This window comes from Streptomyces sp. NPDC046727 (assembly GCF_040645635.1).
Taxonomy (GTDB): domain Bacteria; phylum Actinomycetota; class Actinomycetes; order Streptomycetales; family Streptomycetaceae; genus Streptomyces.
On the sequence record NZ_JBEYYR010000039.1, the window covers coordinates 68,397 to 81,612 of the forward strand.

General features: G+C 69.9%; 11 protein-coding genes and 3 pseudogenes. 7 read left to right on the forward strand and 7 right to left on the reverse strand.

The window, feature by feature from the left end:
* Positions 1-33 precede the first annotated feature (33 nt).
* Positions 34-1,185 carry a Gfo/Idh/MocA family oxidoreductase gene (locus ABZ937_RS34890; protein ID WP_361697902.1) on the forward strand — a complete coding sequence of 384 codons (1,152 nt, stop codon included), beginning with the start codon at positions 34-36 and terminating at the stop codon, positions 1,183-1,185.
* Here ABZ937_RS34890 and ABZ937_RS34895 read toward each other — a convergent pair.
* Complete coding sequence (locus tag ABZ937_RS34895) at positions 1,175-2,197, reverse strand: LacI family DNA-binding transcriptional regulator (RefSeq protein WP_361697904.1); 1,023 nt, start codon at positions 2,195-2,197, stop codon at positions 1,175-1,177. The two genes, ABZ937_RS34890 and ABZ937_RS34895, sit on opposite strands and share 11 nt — an antisense overlap.
* A gap of 153 nt (positions 2,198-2,350) precedes the next feature.
* Between ABZ937_RS34895 and ABZ937_RS34900 the strand changes: the two are divergent.
* Positions 2,351-2,467, forward strand: a pseudogene (locus tag ABZ937_RS34900) (SDR family oxidoreductase); the annotation flags it as partial.
* Positions 2,468-2,502: 35 nt separating this feature from the next.
* Complete coding sequence (locus tag ABZ937_RS34905) at positions 2,503-3,507, forward strand: Gfo/Idh/MocA family oxidoreductase (RefSeq protein ID WP_361697906.1); 1,005 nt, start codon at positions 2,503-2,505, stop codon at positions 3,505-3,507.
* A gap of 48 nt (positions 3,508-3,555) precedes the next feature.
* On the opposite strand, the gene ABZ937_RS34910 is transcribed toward ABZ937_RS34905, so the two are convergent.
* The 5 genes from ABZ937_RS34910 to ABZ937_RS34930 form a co-directional block, all read right to left on the reverse strand.
* A complete protein-coding gene (locus ABZ937_RS34910) occupies positions 3,556-3,753 on the reverse strand; it encodes a hypothetical protein (RefSeq protein WP_361697908.1) in 198 nt (65 codons plus the stop codon).
* Between the two features lie 90 nt (positions 3,754-3,843).
* Positions 3,844-4,752 carry a sugar phosphate isomerase/epimerase gene (locus ABZ937_RS34915; RefSeq protein WP_361697910.1) on the reverse strand — a complete coding sequence of 303 codons (909 nt, stop codon included), beginning with the start codon at positions 4,750-4,752 and terminating at the stop codon, positions 3,844-3,846.
* A gap of 2 nt (positions 4,753-4,754) precedes the next feature.
* Positions 4,755-5,663 carry an ATP-binding cassette domain-containing protein gene (locus ABZ937_RS34920; protein ID WP_361697912.1) on the reverse strand — a complete coding sequence of 303 codons (909 nt, stop codon included), beginning with the start codon at positions 5,661-5,663 and terminating at the stop codon, positions 4,755-4,757.
* A 3-nt stretch (positions 5,664-5,666) separates the two neighbouring features.
* On the reverse strand, positions 5,667-6,743 hold the full coding sequence (locus ABZ937_RS34925; protein ID WP_361697914.1) for an ABC transporter permease: 1,077 nt from the start codon (positions 6,741-6,743) through the stop codon (positions 5,667-5,669).
* Positions 6,743-7,762: a sugar ABC transporter substrate-binding protein gene (locus tag ABZ937_RS34930; protein WP_361697916.1), complete on the reverse strand. Its 1,020-nt coding sequence runs from the start codon at positions 7,760-7,762 to the stop codon at positions 6,743-6,745. The genes ABZ937_RS34925 and ABZ937_RS34930 overlap by 1 nt, the downstream gene beginning before the upstream one ends.
* 444 nt (positions 7,763-8,206) lie before the next feature.
* Between ABZ937_RS34930 and ABZ937_RS34935 the strand changes: the two genes are divergently transcribed.
* The 4 genes and pseudogenes from ABZ937_RS34935 to ABZ937_RS34950 form a co-directional block, all read left to right on the forward strand.
* On the forward strand, positions 8,207-9,520 hold the full coding sequence (locus tag ABZ937_RS34935) for an ABC transporter substrate-binding protein (protein ID WP_361697919.1): 1,314 nt from the start codon (positions 8,207-8,209) through the stop codon (positions 9,518-9,520).
* Between the two features lie 8 nt (positions 9,521-9,528).
* Positions 9,529-10,509: a sugar ABC transporter permease gene (locus ABZ937_RS34940; protein ID WP_361697921.1), complete on the forward strand. Its 981-nt coding sequence runs from the start codon at positions 9,529-9,531 to the stop codon at positions 10,507-10,509.
* Positions 10,506-11,393 (forward strand): carbohydrate ABC transporter permease, encoded by an 888-nt coding sequence (locus ABZ937_RS34945; protein WP_361697923.1) that lies wholly within the window; start codon positions 10,506-10,508, stop codon positions 11,391-11,393. The genes ABZ937_RS34940 and ABZ937_RS34945 overlap by 4 nt, the downstream gene beginning before the upstream one ends.
* A 23-nt stretch (positions 11,394-11,416) precedes the next feature.
* Positions 11,417-12,129, forward strand: a pseudogene (locus tag ABZ937_RS34950) (beta-galactosidase trimerization domain-containing protein); the annotation flags it as partial.
* A 6-nt stretch (positions 12,130-12,135) separates the two neighbouring features.
* Here the strand turns inward: ABZ937_RS34950 and ABZ937_RS34955 are convergent.
* Positions 12,136-13,159, reverse strand: a pseudogene (locus tag ABZ937_RS34955) (aldo/keto reductase).
* Positions 13,160-13,216 lie beyond the last annotated feature (57 nt).

Consider the following 13,216-nt stretch of genomic DNA (forward strand, 5'->3'; position numbering starts at 1 on the left):
ACGAAGCATGGACCGGTCCAAAGAGGGGCTCTCATGGTGGATGCGCTGGGTGTCGCCGTCGTCGGGTTCGGCTGGATGGGCCGGGTGCACACCCAGGCGTACGCGCGGTTGCCGCACCACTATCCGCAGCTCCCGCTGCGGCCCCGGCTGGTCACGGTCGCCGAGGAGGTGCCGGGGCGGGCCGAGGAGGCCGCCGAGCGGTTCGGGTTCGCCTCCGCCACCCGGGACTGGCGCGAGGTGGCCGCCGATCCGCGCGTCCAGGCCGTCAGCGTCACCGCGCCGAACTTCCTGCACCGGGAGATCGGGGTGGCGATGGCCGAGGCCGGCAAGCACCTGTGGATCGAGAAGCCGGTGGGCCTGACCGCCGCGGACGCCCGCGCGGTCGCCGACGCCGTCGCCAAGGCCGGTGTGCAGGGCACGGTCGGCTTCAACTACCGCAACGCGCCCGCCGTGGAGGCCGCCCGCGAGCTGATCGCCGCCGGTGAGATCGGCCCGGTCACCCACGTCCGCATCCGCCTGTTCAGTGACTACGCGGCCCACCCGGAGGGCGCCCTGACCTGGCGGTACGAGCGCGAGCGCGGTGGCAGCGGGGTGCTCGGCGACCTGGCCTCGCACGGCGCGGACCTGGCTCGCTTCCTGCTCGGCGACATCGTCTCCCTCACCGCCGACACCGCGATCTTCGTCCCGGAGCGCGCCCGTCCGGCCGGTGCGACGGCCGGCCACGCCCTGGCGACCGGGGGCGAGCCGGGCCCGGTCGAGAACGAGGACTACGCCGGCTGCCTGCTGCGCTTCGCGTCCGGGGCCCGCGGCATCCTGGAGGCCTGCCGGGTCTCGGTCGGCGAGCAGAACAACTACGGCTTCGAGGTGCACGGCACCAAAGGGGCGGTGTTCTGGGACTTCCGGAGGATGAACGAGTTGGCGCTCAGTCGCGGCACGACCTACCAGGACCAGCCGGTGAGCACGGTGTACGTCGGCCCGGGCGCCGGCGAGTTCGCCGCGTTCCAGCCCGGCGCGGCCAACGCGATGGGCTACGACGACCTGAAGGTGATCGAGGCCTACCGCTTCGTACGCTCCGTCGCCGAGGGCACGCCGTACGGCGCCACCCTCGCGGACGCGGTGCACAGCGCGAGCGTGCTGGACGCCATGGCGGAGTCGGCGGAGACCGGCCGGTGGGTCAGCCTGTAGGCATGTTGTACGGGGTGACCACCTGGATCGCCGACGGCAGCACCGGGCCCGCCGGCGGCAGCGCGCCATGGAAGCGCATCACCTCGTGACAGGCCTCGCGCAGATCGTGCCGCAGATCGTGGTGCAGCACGGCGGACAGCCGGTGCTCGCGCAGCAGGCGGGTGTTGTCGTGGTCCAGGTCGTGCGCGATGAACACCGCGCAGGCGCGGCCGAGGTCGGCGAAGGCCCGCAGGGTGGCGTTGTTGCCGCCGCCGATGGAGTACACCGCGCGGATCTCCGGGTCGCGTTCCAGGGCGGCGCGGACCAGGTCGTACTGCGTGGCGTCCAGGCCCTGCCCCTCGGCGATCTCCACCAGCGTGCGCTCCGGATGCCGGGCCCGCATGGTCGCGCGGAACCCCATCTCGCGCTCCTCCTCGTTGCGGAAGAAGCCGCTGCTGAGGCTGGTGAGGACGTTCCCGGGCCGGTCGCCGAGCCACTGGCCCATGAGGTAGGCGGCTGTCGCGCCGGCCGCCCGGTTGTCGATGCCGACGTAGCCGACGCGCCCGCTCGTCGGCAGGTCGGTCACGAGGGCGACGACCGGGACGCCTGCGGCGGTCAGCCGGCCGACGGCCGCGGTGACCTCGGGGACGTCCGGCGCCTTCAGGATCACGCCCTGCGAGCCGCGCCGGGCGATCCGGTCCAGGGTGCGGACCAGCTCCTGGACGGGCCCGGTCTCCCGGAAGTGGAAGCGGGAGCGGACGACCGCCGGATGCAGCCCGGGCAGTTCGGCCTCCAAGGCGGCGCGTACGGCGGTGGTGAACCGCTCGGGCGCCTGCGCCACGATGTCGACCATGAAGGTGCGGCCGACCAGCCGGACCTGGGTGCGCTGCCGGTCGAGATCGGCGATGGCCCGGTGCACCTCCTGCGCGGTGCTCTCCCGCACCCCTCCCCTGCCGTTCAGCACCCGGTCCACGGTTGCCTCGCTGAGACCCGCCTGACGCGCGATCTCCCGGATCGGGAACGGATGGCCCATGGACCGGCTCCTTGAGGGGTTTTTGATGGCTCGCTGCTGATTGTTCGAGGGGTTTGTACTGACAAGAATGACAGTGCCGCGCCGCTCCCGTGACCGAAAGAGGGACACCGATGTCCGTCTCCTCCGCGCCAGGCCGCACCTGGCTGTCCGAGCAAGCTCGGCCAACCGGACGACATCGCGGAGTTCGTGGTCTTCCTGCTGTCCGACCGGTCCGGTGTGGTCACCGGTTCGGTGATCGACTGGGACCAGAACGTGCTCGGCGGCCTCGACCAGAACTCCGTACCAGATCCTAGGAGCAGCACCTCATGCGTATCGGAATCCTCGGCCTCGGCCGCATCGGCGCCTTCCACGCCGAGACCCTCCGCGGCCTGGACGCCGTCGAGTCGCTCGTCGTCACCGACCCGTTCGCGGACGCGGCCAAGTCCGCCGCCGAGCGGTTCGGCGCCGAGGTCGCGGACTCGCCCGAGGCACTGCTGGCCGCCGGCGTGGACGGCATCGTGGTGGCCGCCGCCACCGACGCCCACCCCGCCCTGATCCTGGCCGGCGTCGAGGCCGGCGTCCCGGTCTTCTGCGAGAAGCCCGTCGCCCGGACGATGAGCGAGGGCGCCCGGGTCCTCCAGGCCGTCCAGGGCAGCGACGTACCGATCCAGATCGGCTACAACCGGCGCTTCGACGCGGGCTTCGCCGCCGCGCGGGCCGCCGTGCGCGCCGGTGAGCTGGGCAAGCTGCACACGGTGCGGTCCACGACCCTGGACCCGGCGCCGCCGCCGGCCGCGTACATCGCCACGTCCGGCGGCATCTTCCGCGACTGCTCCGTGCACGACTTCGACATCATCCGCTGGGTGACGGGCCGTGAGGTCACCGAGGTGTACGCGGTGGGCGGCAACCGGGGCGCCGACTACATCGAGGCGGCGGGCGACGCCGACACCACCGGGGCGATCCTGACCCTGGACGACGGCACGATCGCGGTGGTGTCCAACTCCCGGCACAACGCGCGGGGTTACGACGTGCGCATGGAGCTGCACGGCTTCGCCGACTCCATCGCCGTCGGCCTGGACGACAAGCTGCCGCTCCGCTCGGTCGAGCCCGGCGTGACCTTCCCGGCCGGCACCCCGCACGACTTCTTCATGGACCGCTTCACCGCCGCCTACCGCGCCGAACTGACCGCGTTCACCGAGGTCGTGGCCGGCACCCGGCCCTCCCCGTGCACCGTCGATGACGCCCTGGAGGCCGGCTGGATCGCCGAGGCCTGCACGCTGTCCCTGCACGAGCACCGGCCGGTGACCCTCGCGGAGGTGCGGCGGGCGTGAGCCGAACGCGTACGGCGCCGGGCGGGTGCCCGGCGCCGTACGCGTGTCTCAGCCGCAGTACCGGATCAGCCACTCGTCCGGGTTGTAGGTGTCGCGCGTCGGGTCCGGCAGGGTCGCCGGCTTGGTCTCCACCGTGTCCTGCGGGCGTATCCGCTCGGGCAGGTGGCTGAAGCGCCCCTGGGGCTGGGCGCCGGGCGCCCCGGCGGCCTCGTGGGGTGTCTCGTGGACTTCCGTGCGGTGTGCCATGTCGTCCTCCCGTCCGCGCGGGCGTTCCCCGTTGTCAGTGAGAACGCCCGCGTGCCCCCGTTGGTTCCCGGCCCGCGCCGGGGCCAACCCTCAGGCCCCGCAGGACCGCAGGAAGCGCCGGGTGCGCACCGCGATCGGCAGCGGCTTGTCCGGCTCGCACGGGTACATGTCCTGCTCGACGATCGCGAACAGCTCCACGCCCAGCCGCTGCGCCGCCTCCAGCACCGGCCCCAGCTCGGGTACGCCCGACGGCGGTTCGCACATCACGCCCTGTGCCACGGCCGGCCCGAACGGCGTCCCCTGGGCCCGGACGTCGGCCAGGATCTCCGGGTCCACCTGCTTGAGGTGGAGGTATCCGATCCGCTCGCCGTACGTCTCGATCAGCTTGACGCTGTCGCCGCCGCAGTAGGCGTAGTGCCCGGTGTCCAGGCAGAGGTTGACCAGATCGGTGTCGGTCGAGTCCAGGAAGCGCTCGACGTGGGCCTCGGTGTCGATGTGGGTGTCGGCGTGCGGGTGCACGACGATGTCCAGGCCGTACGTCTCCCTGACCTCGTGGCCGAGCCGCTCCATGCCCTTGGTCAGGTGCGCCCACTGCTCGGCGGTCAGCTCCGGCGGCTCCAGGATCTCGGCGGTCTTGTCGTCCCGCCAGAAGGAGGGGATCACCACCAGGTGCCGGGCGCCCGTCGCCCGGGTGAGCGCGGCGACCTGGCTGACGTGCGCCCAGGTCTCCTCCCAGACGGCCGGGCCGCGGTGCAGGCCGGTGAAGACGGTGCCCGCCGAGACCTTCAGGTTCCGCTTGGCCACCTCGTCGGTCAGCCGCGCCGGGTCGGTGGGCAGGTAGCCGTACGGGCCCAGCTCGATCCAGTCGTAGCCGGCCTCGGCGACCTCGTCGAGGAAGCGTTCCCAGGGCACCTGCCGGGGGTCGTCGGGGAACCAGACACCCCACGAGTCGGGGGCCGAGCCGACCCGGATGCGGTCGAGCGGGGAGGGGTGCGCCATGGTCAGGGTGTTCCTTCCGGGGAGGGCGCGACGGGCGCGGTGAGGTCGGCCTCTTCGGGCAGTTCCTCCACGTCGACGCCGCGGACCTGGGCCAGCTCGTGCTTGAGCGCGGCGAGTTCGGCACCGCCGGCCATGTGGTTGGTCAGCTCTTCGAGACCGACCTCGCTGCGTTCGGCGCTCAGCTCCAGTGTGCCGAGCCGCAGGACGCTGAAGTGGTCACCGACCATGTAGGCGTGGTGGGGGTTGTGGGTGATGAAGATGACGCCGAGGCCGCGGTCGCGGGCGGCGGCGATGTACTTCAGCACCACGCCGGACTGCTTGACGCCGAGGGCGGCCGTCGGCTCGTCCAGGATGAGGACGCGGGCGCCGAAGTAGACGGCGCGGGCGATGGCCACGCTCTGCCGCTGGCCGCCGGAGAGGGTGCCGATGGGCTGCTCCAGGTCGTCCAGGACGATGCCCATGTTGCGCAGTTCCTCGTCGGCGGTGCTCTTCATACGGGCGATGTCCAGGCGGCGGACCGGCCAGGGGCCCTTGGTCATCTCCGAGCCGAGGAAGAAGTTCCGCCACACCGGCATCAGGGGGACGGTGGCCAGGTCCTGGTAGACGGTGGCGATGCCCCTGTCGAGGGCTTCGCGCGGGGTGGAGAAGCGCACCGGCTGCCCGTCGACGAGGAACTCGCCCTCGGTGTGCTGGTGCAGCCCGGAGATGATCTTGATGAGGGTGGACTTGCCGGCGCCGTTGTCACCGAGGACGCAGGTGACCTGGCCGGCGTGGACCTTCAGGTCGACGCCGTGCAGGGCGCGGATGTTGCCGTAGGACTTGCCCGCGCCGCGCAGTTCGACGAGGGGGCCCTCCCCCGGGGGCGGGGTGTCCTTCAGGACGGCGCCATGGGTGGTGGTGTGGTCAGTCATGGGTCACCTCCGGGTCGCCGTGCGCTGGACCCACAGATTGATCAGGACGGCGCCGAGGAGCATCACGCCGAGGAATGCCTTGAACCAGTCGGGGTTCCAGCCGGCGTAGACGATGCCCTGCTGCACCATGCCGAACATGAACGCGCCGAAGACCGGGCCGATCGCGGAGCCGTAGCCGCCGGTGAGCAGGCAGCCGCCGATGACGGCCGCGGCGATGTAGATCAGCTCCTGGCCGACGCCCTCGCCGGACTGCACGGTGTTGAACGAGAACAGGTTGTGCATGCCGACGAACCAGGCGCCGAACCCGACCAGCATGAACAGGGTGATCTTGGTGAAGTTCACCGGGACACCGACCGCGCGGGCGCTGTCCTTGTTGCCGCCGACGGCGAAGATCCAGTTGCCGTACTTGGTGCGCAGCAGCACCCAGGTGGCGAGGGCGGCGAAGACCAGCCACCAGATCACGGTGATCTTCACCTGGACCCCGCCGACGTCGAACGAGGACGCGAAGACCTTCTTGGCCTGCTGGAAGCCGTCCATGTCGCTGATGTCGTCGGTGGCGACGTTGCCGGTGACCAGCTTGGTCACGGCGAGGTTGGCGCCCTGGAGGATCAGGAAGGTGCCGAGGGTGACCAGGAAGCTGGGCAGGCCCGTCTTCACGACCATCCAGCCGTTGAAGGCGCCGATCGCGAGGGACACGACCAGGGCGACGATCACGCCGGTCCACACGTTGAGCGTCAGCTCGTAGCTGAGCATGCTGGCGGTGAGCGCCGAGGAGATCACGGCGACGCCGGAGGAGAGGTCGAACTCGCCGCCGATCATCAGCAGCGCGACCGGGAGGGCCATGATGCCGATGGTCGAGGACTGGTACAGGATGTTCGCCATCGAGCTGCCGTCGCGCACCGGTGGCGCCGTGATCAGGAAGAAGACCAGGACGGCGACGGCGCCGAGGAAGACGCCCACCTCGGGCCGGGCCAGCAGCCGCAGGGGCAGCGGGCGGCGGGCGGTGCGGCCGTCGCTCCGCTTCGGGCCGGGCGCGGCCGGCCCGCTCAGGGCCGGCTCAGCCTGCTGTGTCATGCCCATCACCGGGTGCCCTTCGCGGCGAACTCGGCGACCTTGTCGACGTTGGACTTGTCCACGAAGGCCGGTCCGGTCAGCACCGGCTGCTCACCGCCGCCGCTGTAGTTGCCGTTGTTCTTGTAGAGCCACAGCGAGTCGACCGCCAGGTAGCCCTGGAGATAGGGCTGCTGGTCGACGGCGAACTCGATGGTGCCGTTCTGCACCGCCTTGACCAGTTCCTTGTTGAGGTCGAAGGTGGCCACCTTGGCCTTGCTGCCCGCGTCGCCCACCGACTGGACCGCGGTCAGGGCGATGGGGGCACCGAGGGTGACGACCGTGTCGACGTCCTTGTCCTGCTTCAGCTTCGCCGTGACCGTCGACTTCACGGACGGCATGTCGGCACCGTTCACATACAGGGTCTCAGTGGCGCCCTTGAACGTCTTCTTCACGCCGTCGCAGCGCTGGGTGAGGCCGACGTTGCCCTGCTCCTGGATCACACAGACGATCTTCTTCGCGCCGGTGGTGTTCAGCTTGTCGCCGAACGCCTCGCCCGCCACGCTCTCGTCCTGCCCGAAGAACTCCAGCAGGCCGAGCTTCTTCCAGTCGCTCAGTCCCGAGTTGAGGCCGACCACCGGGATGCCGGCCTGCTGCGCCTTGGTGATCGCGCCCTTCATGGCGTCGGGCTTGGCCAGGGTGACCGCGATGCCGTCGACCTTCTGGTCGATCGCGTTCTGCACGTAGTTGGCCTGGTTCCCCGCGTTGGGGTCGGCGGAGTAGACGAGCTTGATGTTGTCCTTGGCCGCCGCGGCCTCCGCACCCTTGCGGACGGTGTCCCAGAAGGTGTCGCCGGGCGCCTGATGGGTGACCAGCGCGACGGTCATGCGGGGGGTGTCGGCCTTGCCCGCGGAGGCGTTCGCCGCTTCCTCCTCGGCCTTCTTGCCGCCGTGACTGCTGGAGCAGCCGGCGAGGGTGAGGGCTGCCGCAGCGGCCACGGCCACCAAGGGGGCCAGTCTGCGGGAGCGGGGGCGAGAAGAGCGGTCCATCTTTTCCTGCACCTCACTGTGCGTGCGACGGGGCAAGGGACGCTGATGCGTTGGGACGGGATACAAGCCTCTGTCGAGCCCGCTGTCAATACTTTGTTAAGACATCATTTCACAAGCAGGTCCGAATGTAAGTACAAACCAGGGACACCCTCACCTCCCCGGACCCGCCCGAGAGGCCTGAGCCCAGTACACCGCACCCCGCGGCGAACGGCACCGGGTGATCGCGCGCCGGTCGGAACCCGCCCTCAACGGCGCAGGTGACCATGACGATTACGTTTCGGGCAAGAGACTCCCGACTCCGACCGGAGCTATTGACGCATGAGCGGACATGGGGCTGTTATTACGCCCACGATGTTCGGTCGAGTTGGTTTCTGAGCGGTTTCGAGGACCTTTCGGTGATCAACTCACTCCCTTGACCGAACCCTGTATTCCTCAGGAGCAGCCATGCGCCTCTCCCCCTCCGGTCTTTCCGTCCCCGGTCCCAGCCGGCGTTCCCTGCTGCGCGGAGCGGGCGGTGCCGCCCTGCTCGCCGGGGCCGGCATACCCCTGCTGTCCGCCTGCGGAGGCAGCGGTTCCGGCTCCGACCCGAAGACCGTCACCGTCGGCTCCAACGCCTCGGACGCGGTGCCGAAGAAGGCGTTCGAAAGCGTCTACGCCGCCTTCAAGAAGCAGTCCGGCCTGACCGTGGATGTGAACACGAAGGACCACAACACCTTCCAGGAGCAGATCAACTCGTATCTGCAGGGCACCCCGGACGACGTGTTCAACTGGTTCGCCGGATACCGCATGCAGTTCTTCGCGGCGAAGAAGCTGGCCACGCCGATCGACGACGTGTGGGCGAAGATCGGGGACAACTTCCCCGAGGCGATGAAGAAGCTCAGCAAGGGCGAGGACGGCAAGTACTACTTCGTGCCGATGACGACGTACCCGTGGGCGGTCTTCTACCGCAAGAGCGTCTTCCAGCAGCACGGCTACAAGATCCCCGCGACCTGGGACGACTTCGTCGCCCTGCTGAAGCAGATGAAGAAGGACGGCCTGGTCCCGCTCGCCTTCGGCGACAAGGACGCCTGGCCGGCGATGGGCACCTTCGACCAGATCAACTTCCGTCTGAACGGCTACGACTTCCACGTCGAGCTGATGGCCGGCAAGGCGTCCTGGACCGACGCCAAGGTGAAGGACGTCTTCGACCACTGGGCCGAGATCCTCCCCTACCACCAGGACGGCTTCATGGGCCGTACCTGGCAGGACGCCGCGCAGACCCTGGTGTCGAAGAAGGCCGGCATGTACCTCCTCGGCTCCTTCGTGGCCCAGCAGTTCACGAACAAGGCGGACCTGGACGACCTCGACTTCTTCCCCTTCCCGGAGATCAACTCCGCGTACGGCCAGGACACCGTCGAGGCGCCGACCGACGGCTTCATGGTCAGCAAGGCCCCGAAGAACCACGCGGGTGTCCTCAAGCTGCTGGAGTACCTGGGCAGCCCGGCGGCCGAGGAGCTGTACCTGAAGACCGACCCGAGCGTGGTGGCCGCCTCCGGCAAGGCCGACACCTCCTCCTACTCGGCGCTGCAGAAGAAGGCGTTCGAGATGATCGGCGGCGCCAAGAGCCTCACCCAGTTCATGGACCGCGACAGCCGCCCCGACTTCACCTCCACGGTGATGCAGCCCGGCCTGCAGAAGTTCCTCCAGAACCCCAAGGGCGTGGACAGCCTGTTGTCGTCCATCGAGCGCCAGAAGAAGACGATCTTCGCGTCCTCGTGAGCGACCCGATGACGACCGACACGACGACGAAGACCCCGGAGGCGGCAGCCGTGCCGCCGCCGGGGACCGCGCCCGAGAAGACGCGGGTCACGCACGGCCACCGGCGCCTGCTGACCCGCCGTGACCGGTTCACGCTCGCCGTGATGGCGGGCGTGCCCACCGTCCTGCACGTACTCCTGGTGTGGGTCACCGCCCTCGCCTCCATCTTCCTCGCCTTCACCACCTGGGACGGGATCGGGTTCGACTCCATCAAGTGGGTCGGCCTGGGCAACTTCCGGCAACTCTTCACCGACAACCCGCAGTTCTGGCCGGCCGTCCAGCACAACGTCATCTGGTTCGTGGTGCTGATCCTGATCCCGACGCCGTTCGGCCTGTTCCTGGCCGTCCAGCTGGACAAGCGGATCCGGTTCTCGCGGGTCTACCAGACCGCGTTCTTCCTGCCCGTCGTCATCTCGATGGCGTGCATCGGCTTCGTCTGGCAGCTGGTCTACAACCCGGACACCGGGCTGATCAACAGCATCCTCGACGCCAACAGGCCCGGCCACTACATCGACTGGATCGGCGACCCCGACCTCAACCTGTGGGCCGTCCTGATCGCCGCGTCCTGGCGGCACACCGGCTACATGATGATCCTGTACCTGGCCGGCCTGAAGAGCGTCGACCCGTCGCTCAGGGAGGCGTCCGCGCTGGACGGCGCGAACGAGTGGCAGACGTTCAAGAGCGTCATCTTCCCGACCCTGCGCCCGACCAACACGGTCGTCCTCGTCGTCACCATCATCGAGGCACTGCGCGCCTTCGACCTGGTCTTCGTCTTCAACAAGGGCGCCCAGGGCACCGAGTTGCTGTCGATCCTGGTCACCAACAACATCATCGGCGAGTCCAGCCGCATCGGTTACGGCTCCGCCATCGCCGTCGTCCTCCTGGTGATCTCCCTAGCGGTGATCATCCCGTATCTCATCGCCACCTTCCGGAAGGAGCGGCGCGCATGAGCACCGTGAGCGCGCCGGGAGAGCGGCGTGCCCCGATCCGGCCGGCCCGGATCCTGCTGCACGTCTTCCTCGCCGGCACCGCCCTCGCCTGGCTGGCGCCGCTGCTCTGGGCGGTCTTCTCGGCCCTGCGCCCGTACAGCGAGACCAGCGCCAAGGGGTACGTCTCCTGGCCGGACACGCTGAACTTCGACAACTTCAAGAACGCGTTCCAGCAGTCGGACATGATGCACTACTTCGGCAACACGCTGGTGATCGCGATCCCGGCCGTGCTGCTGACGCTGTTCCTGTCCTCCTGCGTCGCCTTCTACGTCAGCCGGTTCGACTTCCGTCTCAACCTCGCGCTGCTGCTGGTGTTCACGGCGGGCAACCTGCTGCCCCAGCAGGTCATCATCACCCCGCTGTACCGGCTGTACCTGCTCACGGACCTGCCGGGCATCACCGCGAGCGGCAAGCTGTACGACTCCGCGCTGGGCCTGGTCCTGATCCATGTGGCGTTCCAGTCCGGGTTCTGCGCGTTCGTGCTGAGCAACTACATGCGCTCGCTGCCGCACGAGCTGACGGAGGCCGCGCTGGTCGACGGCGCCTCGGTGTGGCGGCTGTACTGGCAGATCACGCTGCCGCTGTGCAAACCGGCGATGGCGGCCCTGGCGACCCTGCTGTCGATCTGGATCTACAACGACTTCTTCTGGGCCCTGGTGCTGATCTCGACCGGCGAGAACATGCCGATCACCTCGGCGCTGAACAACCTCTCCGGCCAGTACTTCACCGACCCCAACCTGGTCGCCGCGGGCTCCCTGCTGACAGCGATCCCGACCCTGGTCGTCTACTTCGCGCTCCAGCGCCAGTTCGTCAGCGGCCTGACCCTGGGCTCCAACAAGGGCTGAGGCGCGTGCACTTGAAAGAGACATCCGTGATACGCAAGGCCGTGGTGCGTCTGGGTGCCGATCTGAAGGCGCTGGCGGAGGTGGGCGGCAGCACCTCCCCGGCCGAGACGGCGATCGTCCGGGACTGGGCCGCCCGCTGGGCGCTGGAACTGCCCGCCCGGCCGAGCGGCGCGCTGCGCCACCTGGACCTGGTCCGGTCCTGATACGAGCCGCTGTGGCGGGCCGGGGTCGCCGTGCGTACCGGCTGGTGCCGGCCCCGAGCCAGTACCTGGCCGACGACGCGGGCGCGGCGAACGTCTCCGGGTCCGCCGAGCGGGGCGGCACCCCGGCCGTCGGCTTCCACGGCGGGTCCGTGGACAAGAACGGCCATGACCGGCTGGGCGGTTACCCGGGCGCCTTCCGGGACCTCCTGGGCGTCCGCTCCGACGATCCGTTCCCGCTGCTGCCCGGTGCGGTGCCGGACGGGGCGACGGGCACGCTGTGGTCGGAGCGGCTGCGGCCGGCGGGTGCCGAGACGGTCGCGTCGTACGCCGGCGGGCCCCTGGCCGGTGCGCCGGCGGTGACCCGGCGGTGGTACCTGGCCGGCCTGCCCGACCCGGCCACGCCGGCCGCGCTGCTGGACCGCGTCCGCGGCGAGGCGGGCGTGACACCGGTGGGGACGGCTCCGCCCGGGGTGGAGGTGGTCCGCCGGCGCGGCCCGGCGGCGGACCACCTGTTCGTCATCGACCACTCCGGTCAGCGGTCAGTGAGCCGCGTCCAGCCGGGCCCGTTGCTCCCCGGTGAGTTCCAGTTCGACGGCGGCGAGGTTCTCGTCGAGCTGGGCCACCGAGGAGGCTCCGGCGAGCGGTACGACGGGCAGTTCTCCGCCCAACTGCCAGGCCAGGACCACCTGGTTGACGGTCGCCCCGGTCTCCCGCGCCACCTCGCGCAGCACCGCGAGCCGGGCCGGGGTGCCGGGGTGGTCGTAGTCCGGCGGCAGCGGCTTGTCGGCGCGGGTGTAGGCGCCGGCCAGCAGCGGTGAGTAGGCGACCAGGGTCAGGTCCGGCTCCGCCCGCAGATAGTCGCGCAGCTGGGCGTCGGCGCCGCCGAGGCTGCCGTCGGGGAACTGCTCGCCGGACACGTCCGTACGGGGCCGCAGATAGCTGTGCTGGTACTGGAGCACCTCGTAGCCCGGCAGTCCGGCCGCCGCGGCGAGGGCGCGGGCGCGTTCCACCCGCCACACGGCGTGGTTGCTGACGCCGAGCAGGCCCACGGTGCCCTCGGCGACGAGCGCGGCGAACCCCTCGACGGTCTCCCCGAGCGGAACGGCGGGGTCCGCGATGTGCGCGTACAGCAGATCGAGCCGCTCCACGCCGAGCCTCCCCCACGCTCGGCTACGCTCGCGCGGGCGGTACCCCCATCCTACTGCGGTCGGCCGACTCGCGGATGACCTTCGCGGACAGACCCTCGGCGTTGTCGATGTAGCCGGTGCCGGGTGCGAGGGGCCGGGCGCCGAGCTTGGTCGCGATGACGACCTCGTCCCCGATGCCCCGGCTGCGCCGCCACCGCCCGAGCAGCTCCTCGCTCTGTCCGCCCTGGCTCCCGTCCTCCCAGAAGGCGTAGTTGTCGGACGTGTCGATGAAGTTCCCGCCGGCCTCGACATAGCGGTCGAGGACGGCGAGCGCGGTCTTCTCGTCGGTGCGCGATCCGAACAGCATCGCGCCGAGCGCGAGCACGCTCACCTCCCGTCGGGTGGCCGGATCGGTGCCGATCGTGCGGTACTTCATGCGGGTCCCTCCTGTCGCACGGCTGATGGCACGGGAGTCTTCAGCCTGAAGTGCACG

What these genes read in the sequence shown, in the direction of transcription:
- ABZ937_RS34915 (WP_361697910.1), bottom strand. Translation starts at nt 4,752, where the DNA reads ATGGCGCACCCCTCCCCGCTCGACCGCATCCGGGTCGGCTCGGCCCCC.
- ABZ937_RS34890 (WP_361697902.1), top strand. Translation starts at nt 34, where the DNA reads ATGGTGGATGCGCTGGGTGTCGCCGTCGTCGGGTTCGGCTGGATGGGC.
- ABZ937_RS34935 (WP_361697919.1), top strand. Translation starts at nt 8,207, where the DNA reads ATGCGCCTCTCCCCCTCCGGTCTTTCCGTCCCCGGTCCCAGCCGGCGT.
- ABZ937_RS34940 (WP_361697921.1), top strand. Translation starts at nt 9,529, where the DNA reads ATGACGACCGACACGACGACGAAGACCCCGGAGGCGGCAGCCGTGCCG.
- ABZ937_RS34910 (WP_361697908.1), bottom strand. Translation starts at nt 3,753, where the DNA reads ATGGCACACCGCACGGAAGTCCACGAGACACCCCACGAGGCCGCCGGG.
- ABZ937_RS34920 (WP_361697912.1), bottom strand. Translation starts at nt 5,663, where the DNA reads ATGACTGACCACACCACCACCCATGGCGCCGTCCTGAAGGACACCCCG.
- ABZ937_RS34895 (WP_361697904.1), bottom strand. Translation starts at nt 2,197, where the DNA reads ATGGGCCATCCGTTCCCGATCCGGGAGATCGCGCGTCAGGCGGGTCTC.
- ABZ937_RS34930 (WP_361697916.1), bottom strand. Translation starts at nt 7,762, where the DNA reads ATGGACCGCTCTTCTCGCCCCCGCTCCCGCAGACTGGCCCCCTTGGTG.
- ABZ937_RS34905 (WP_361697906.1), top strand. Translation starts at nt 2,503, where the DNA reads ATGCGTATCGGAATCCTCGGCCTCGGCCGCATCGGCGCCTTCCACGCC.
- ABZ937_RS34925 (WP_361697914.1), bottom strand. Translation starts at nt 6,743, where the DNA reads ATGGGCATGACACAGCAGGCTGAGCCGGCCCTGAGCGGGCCGGCCGCG.
- ABZ937_RS34945 (WP_361697923.1), top strand. Translation starts at nt 10,506, where the DNA reads ATGAGCACCGTGAGCGCGCCGGGAGAGCGGCGTGCCCCGATCCGGCCG.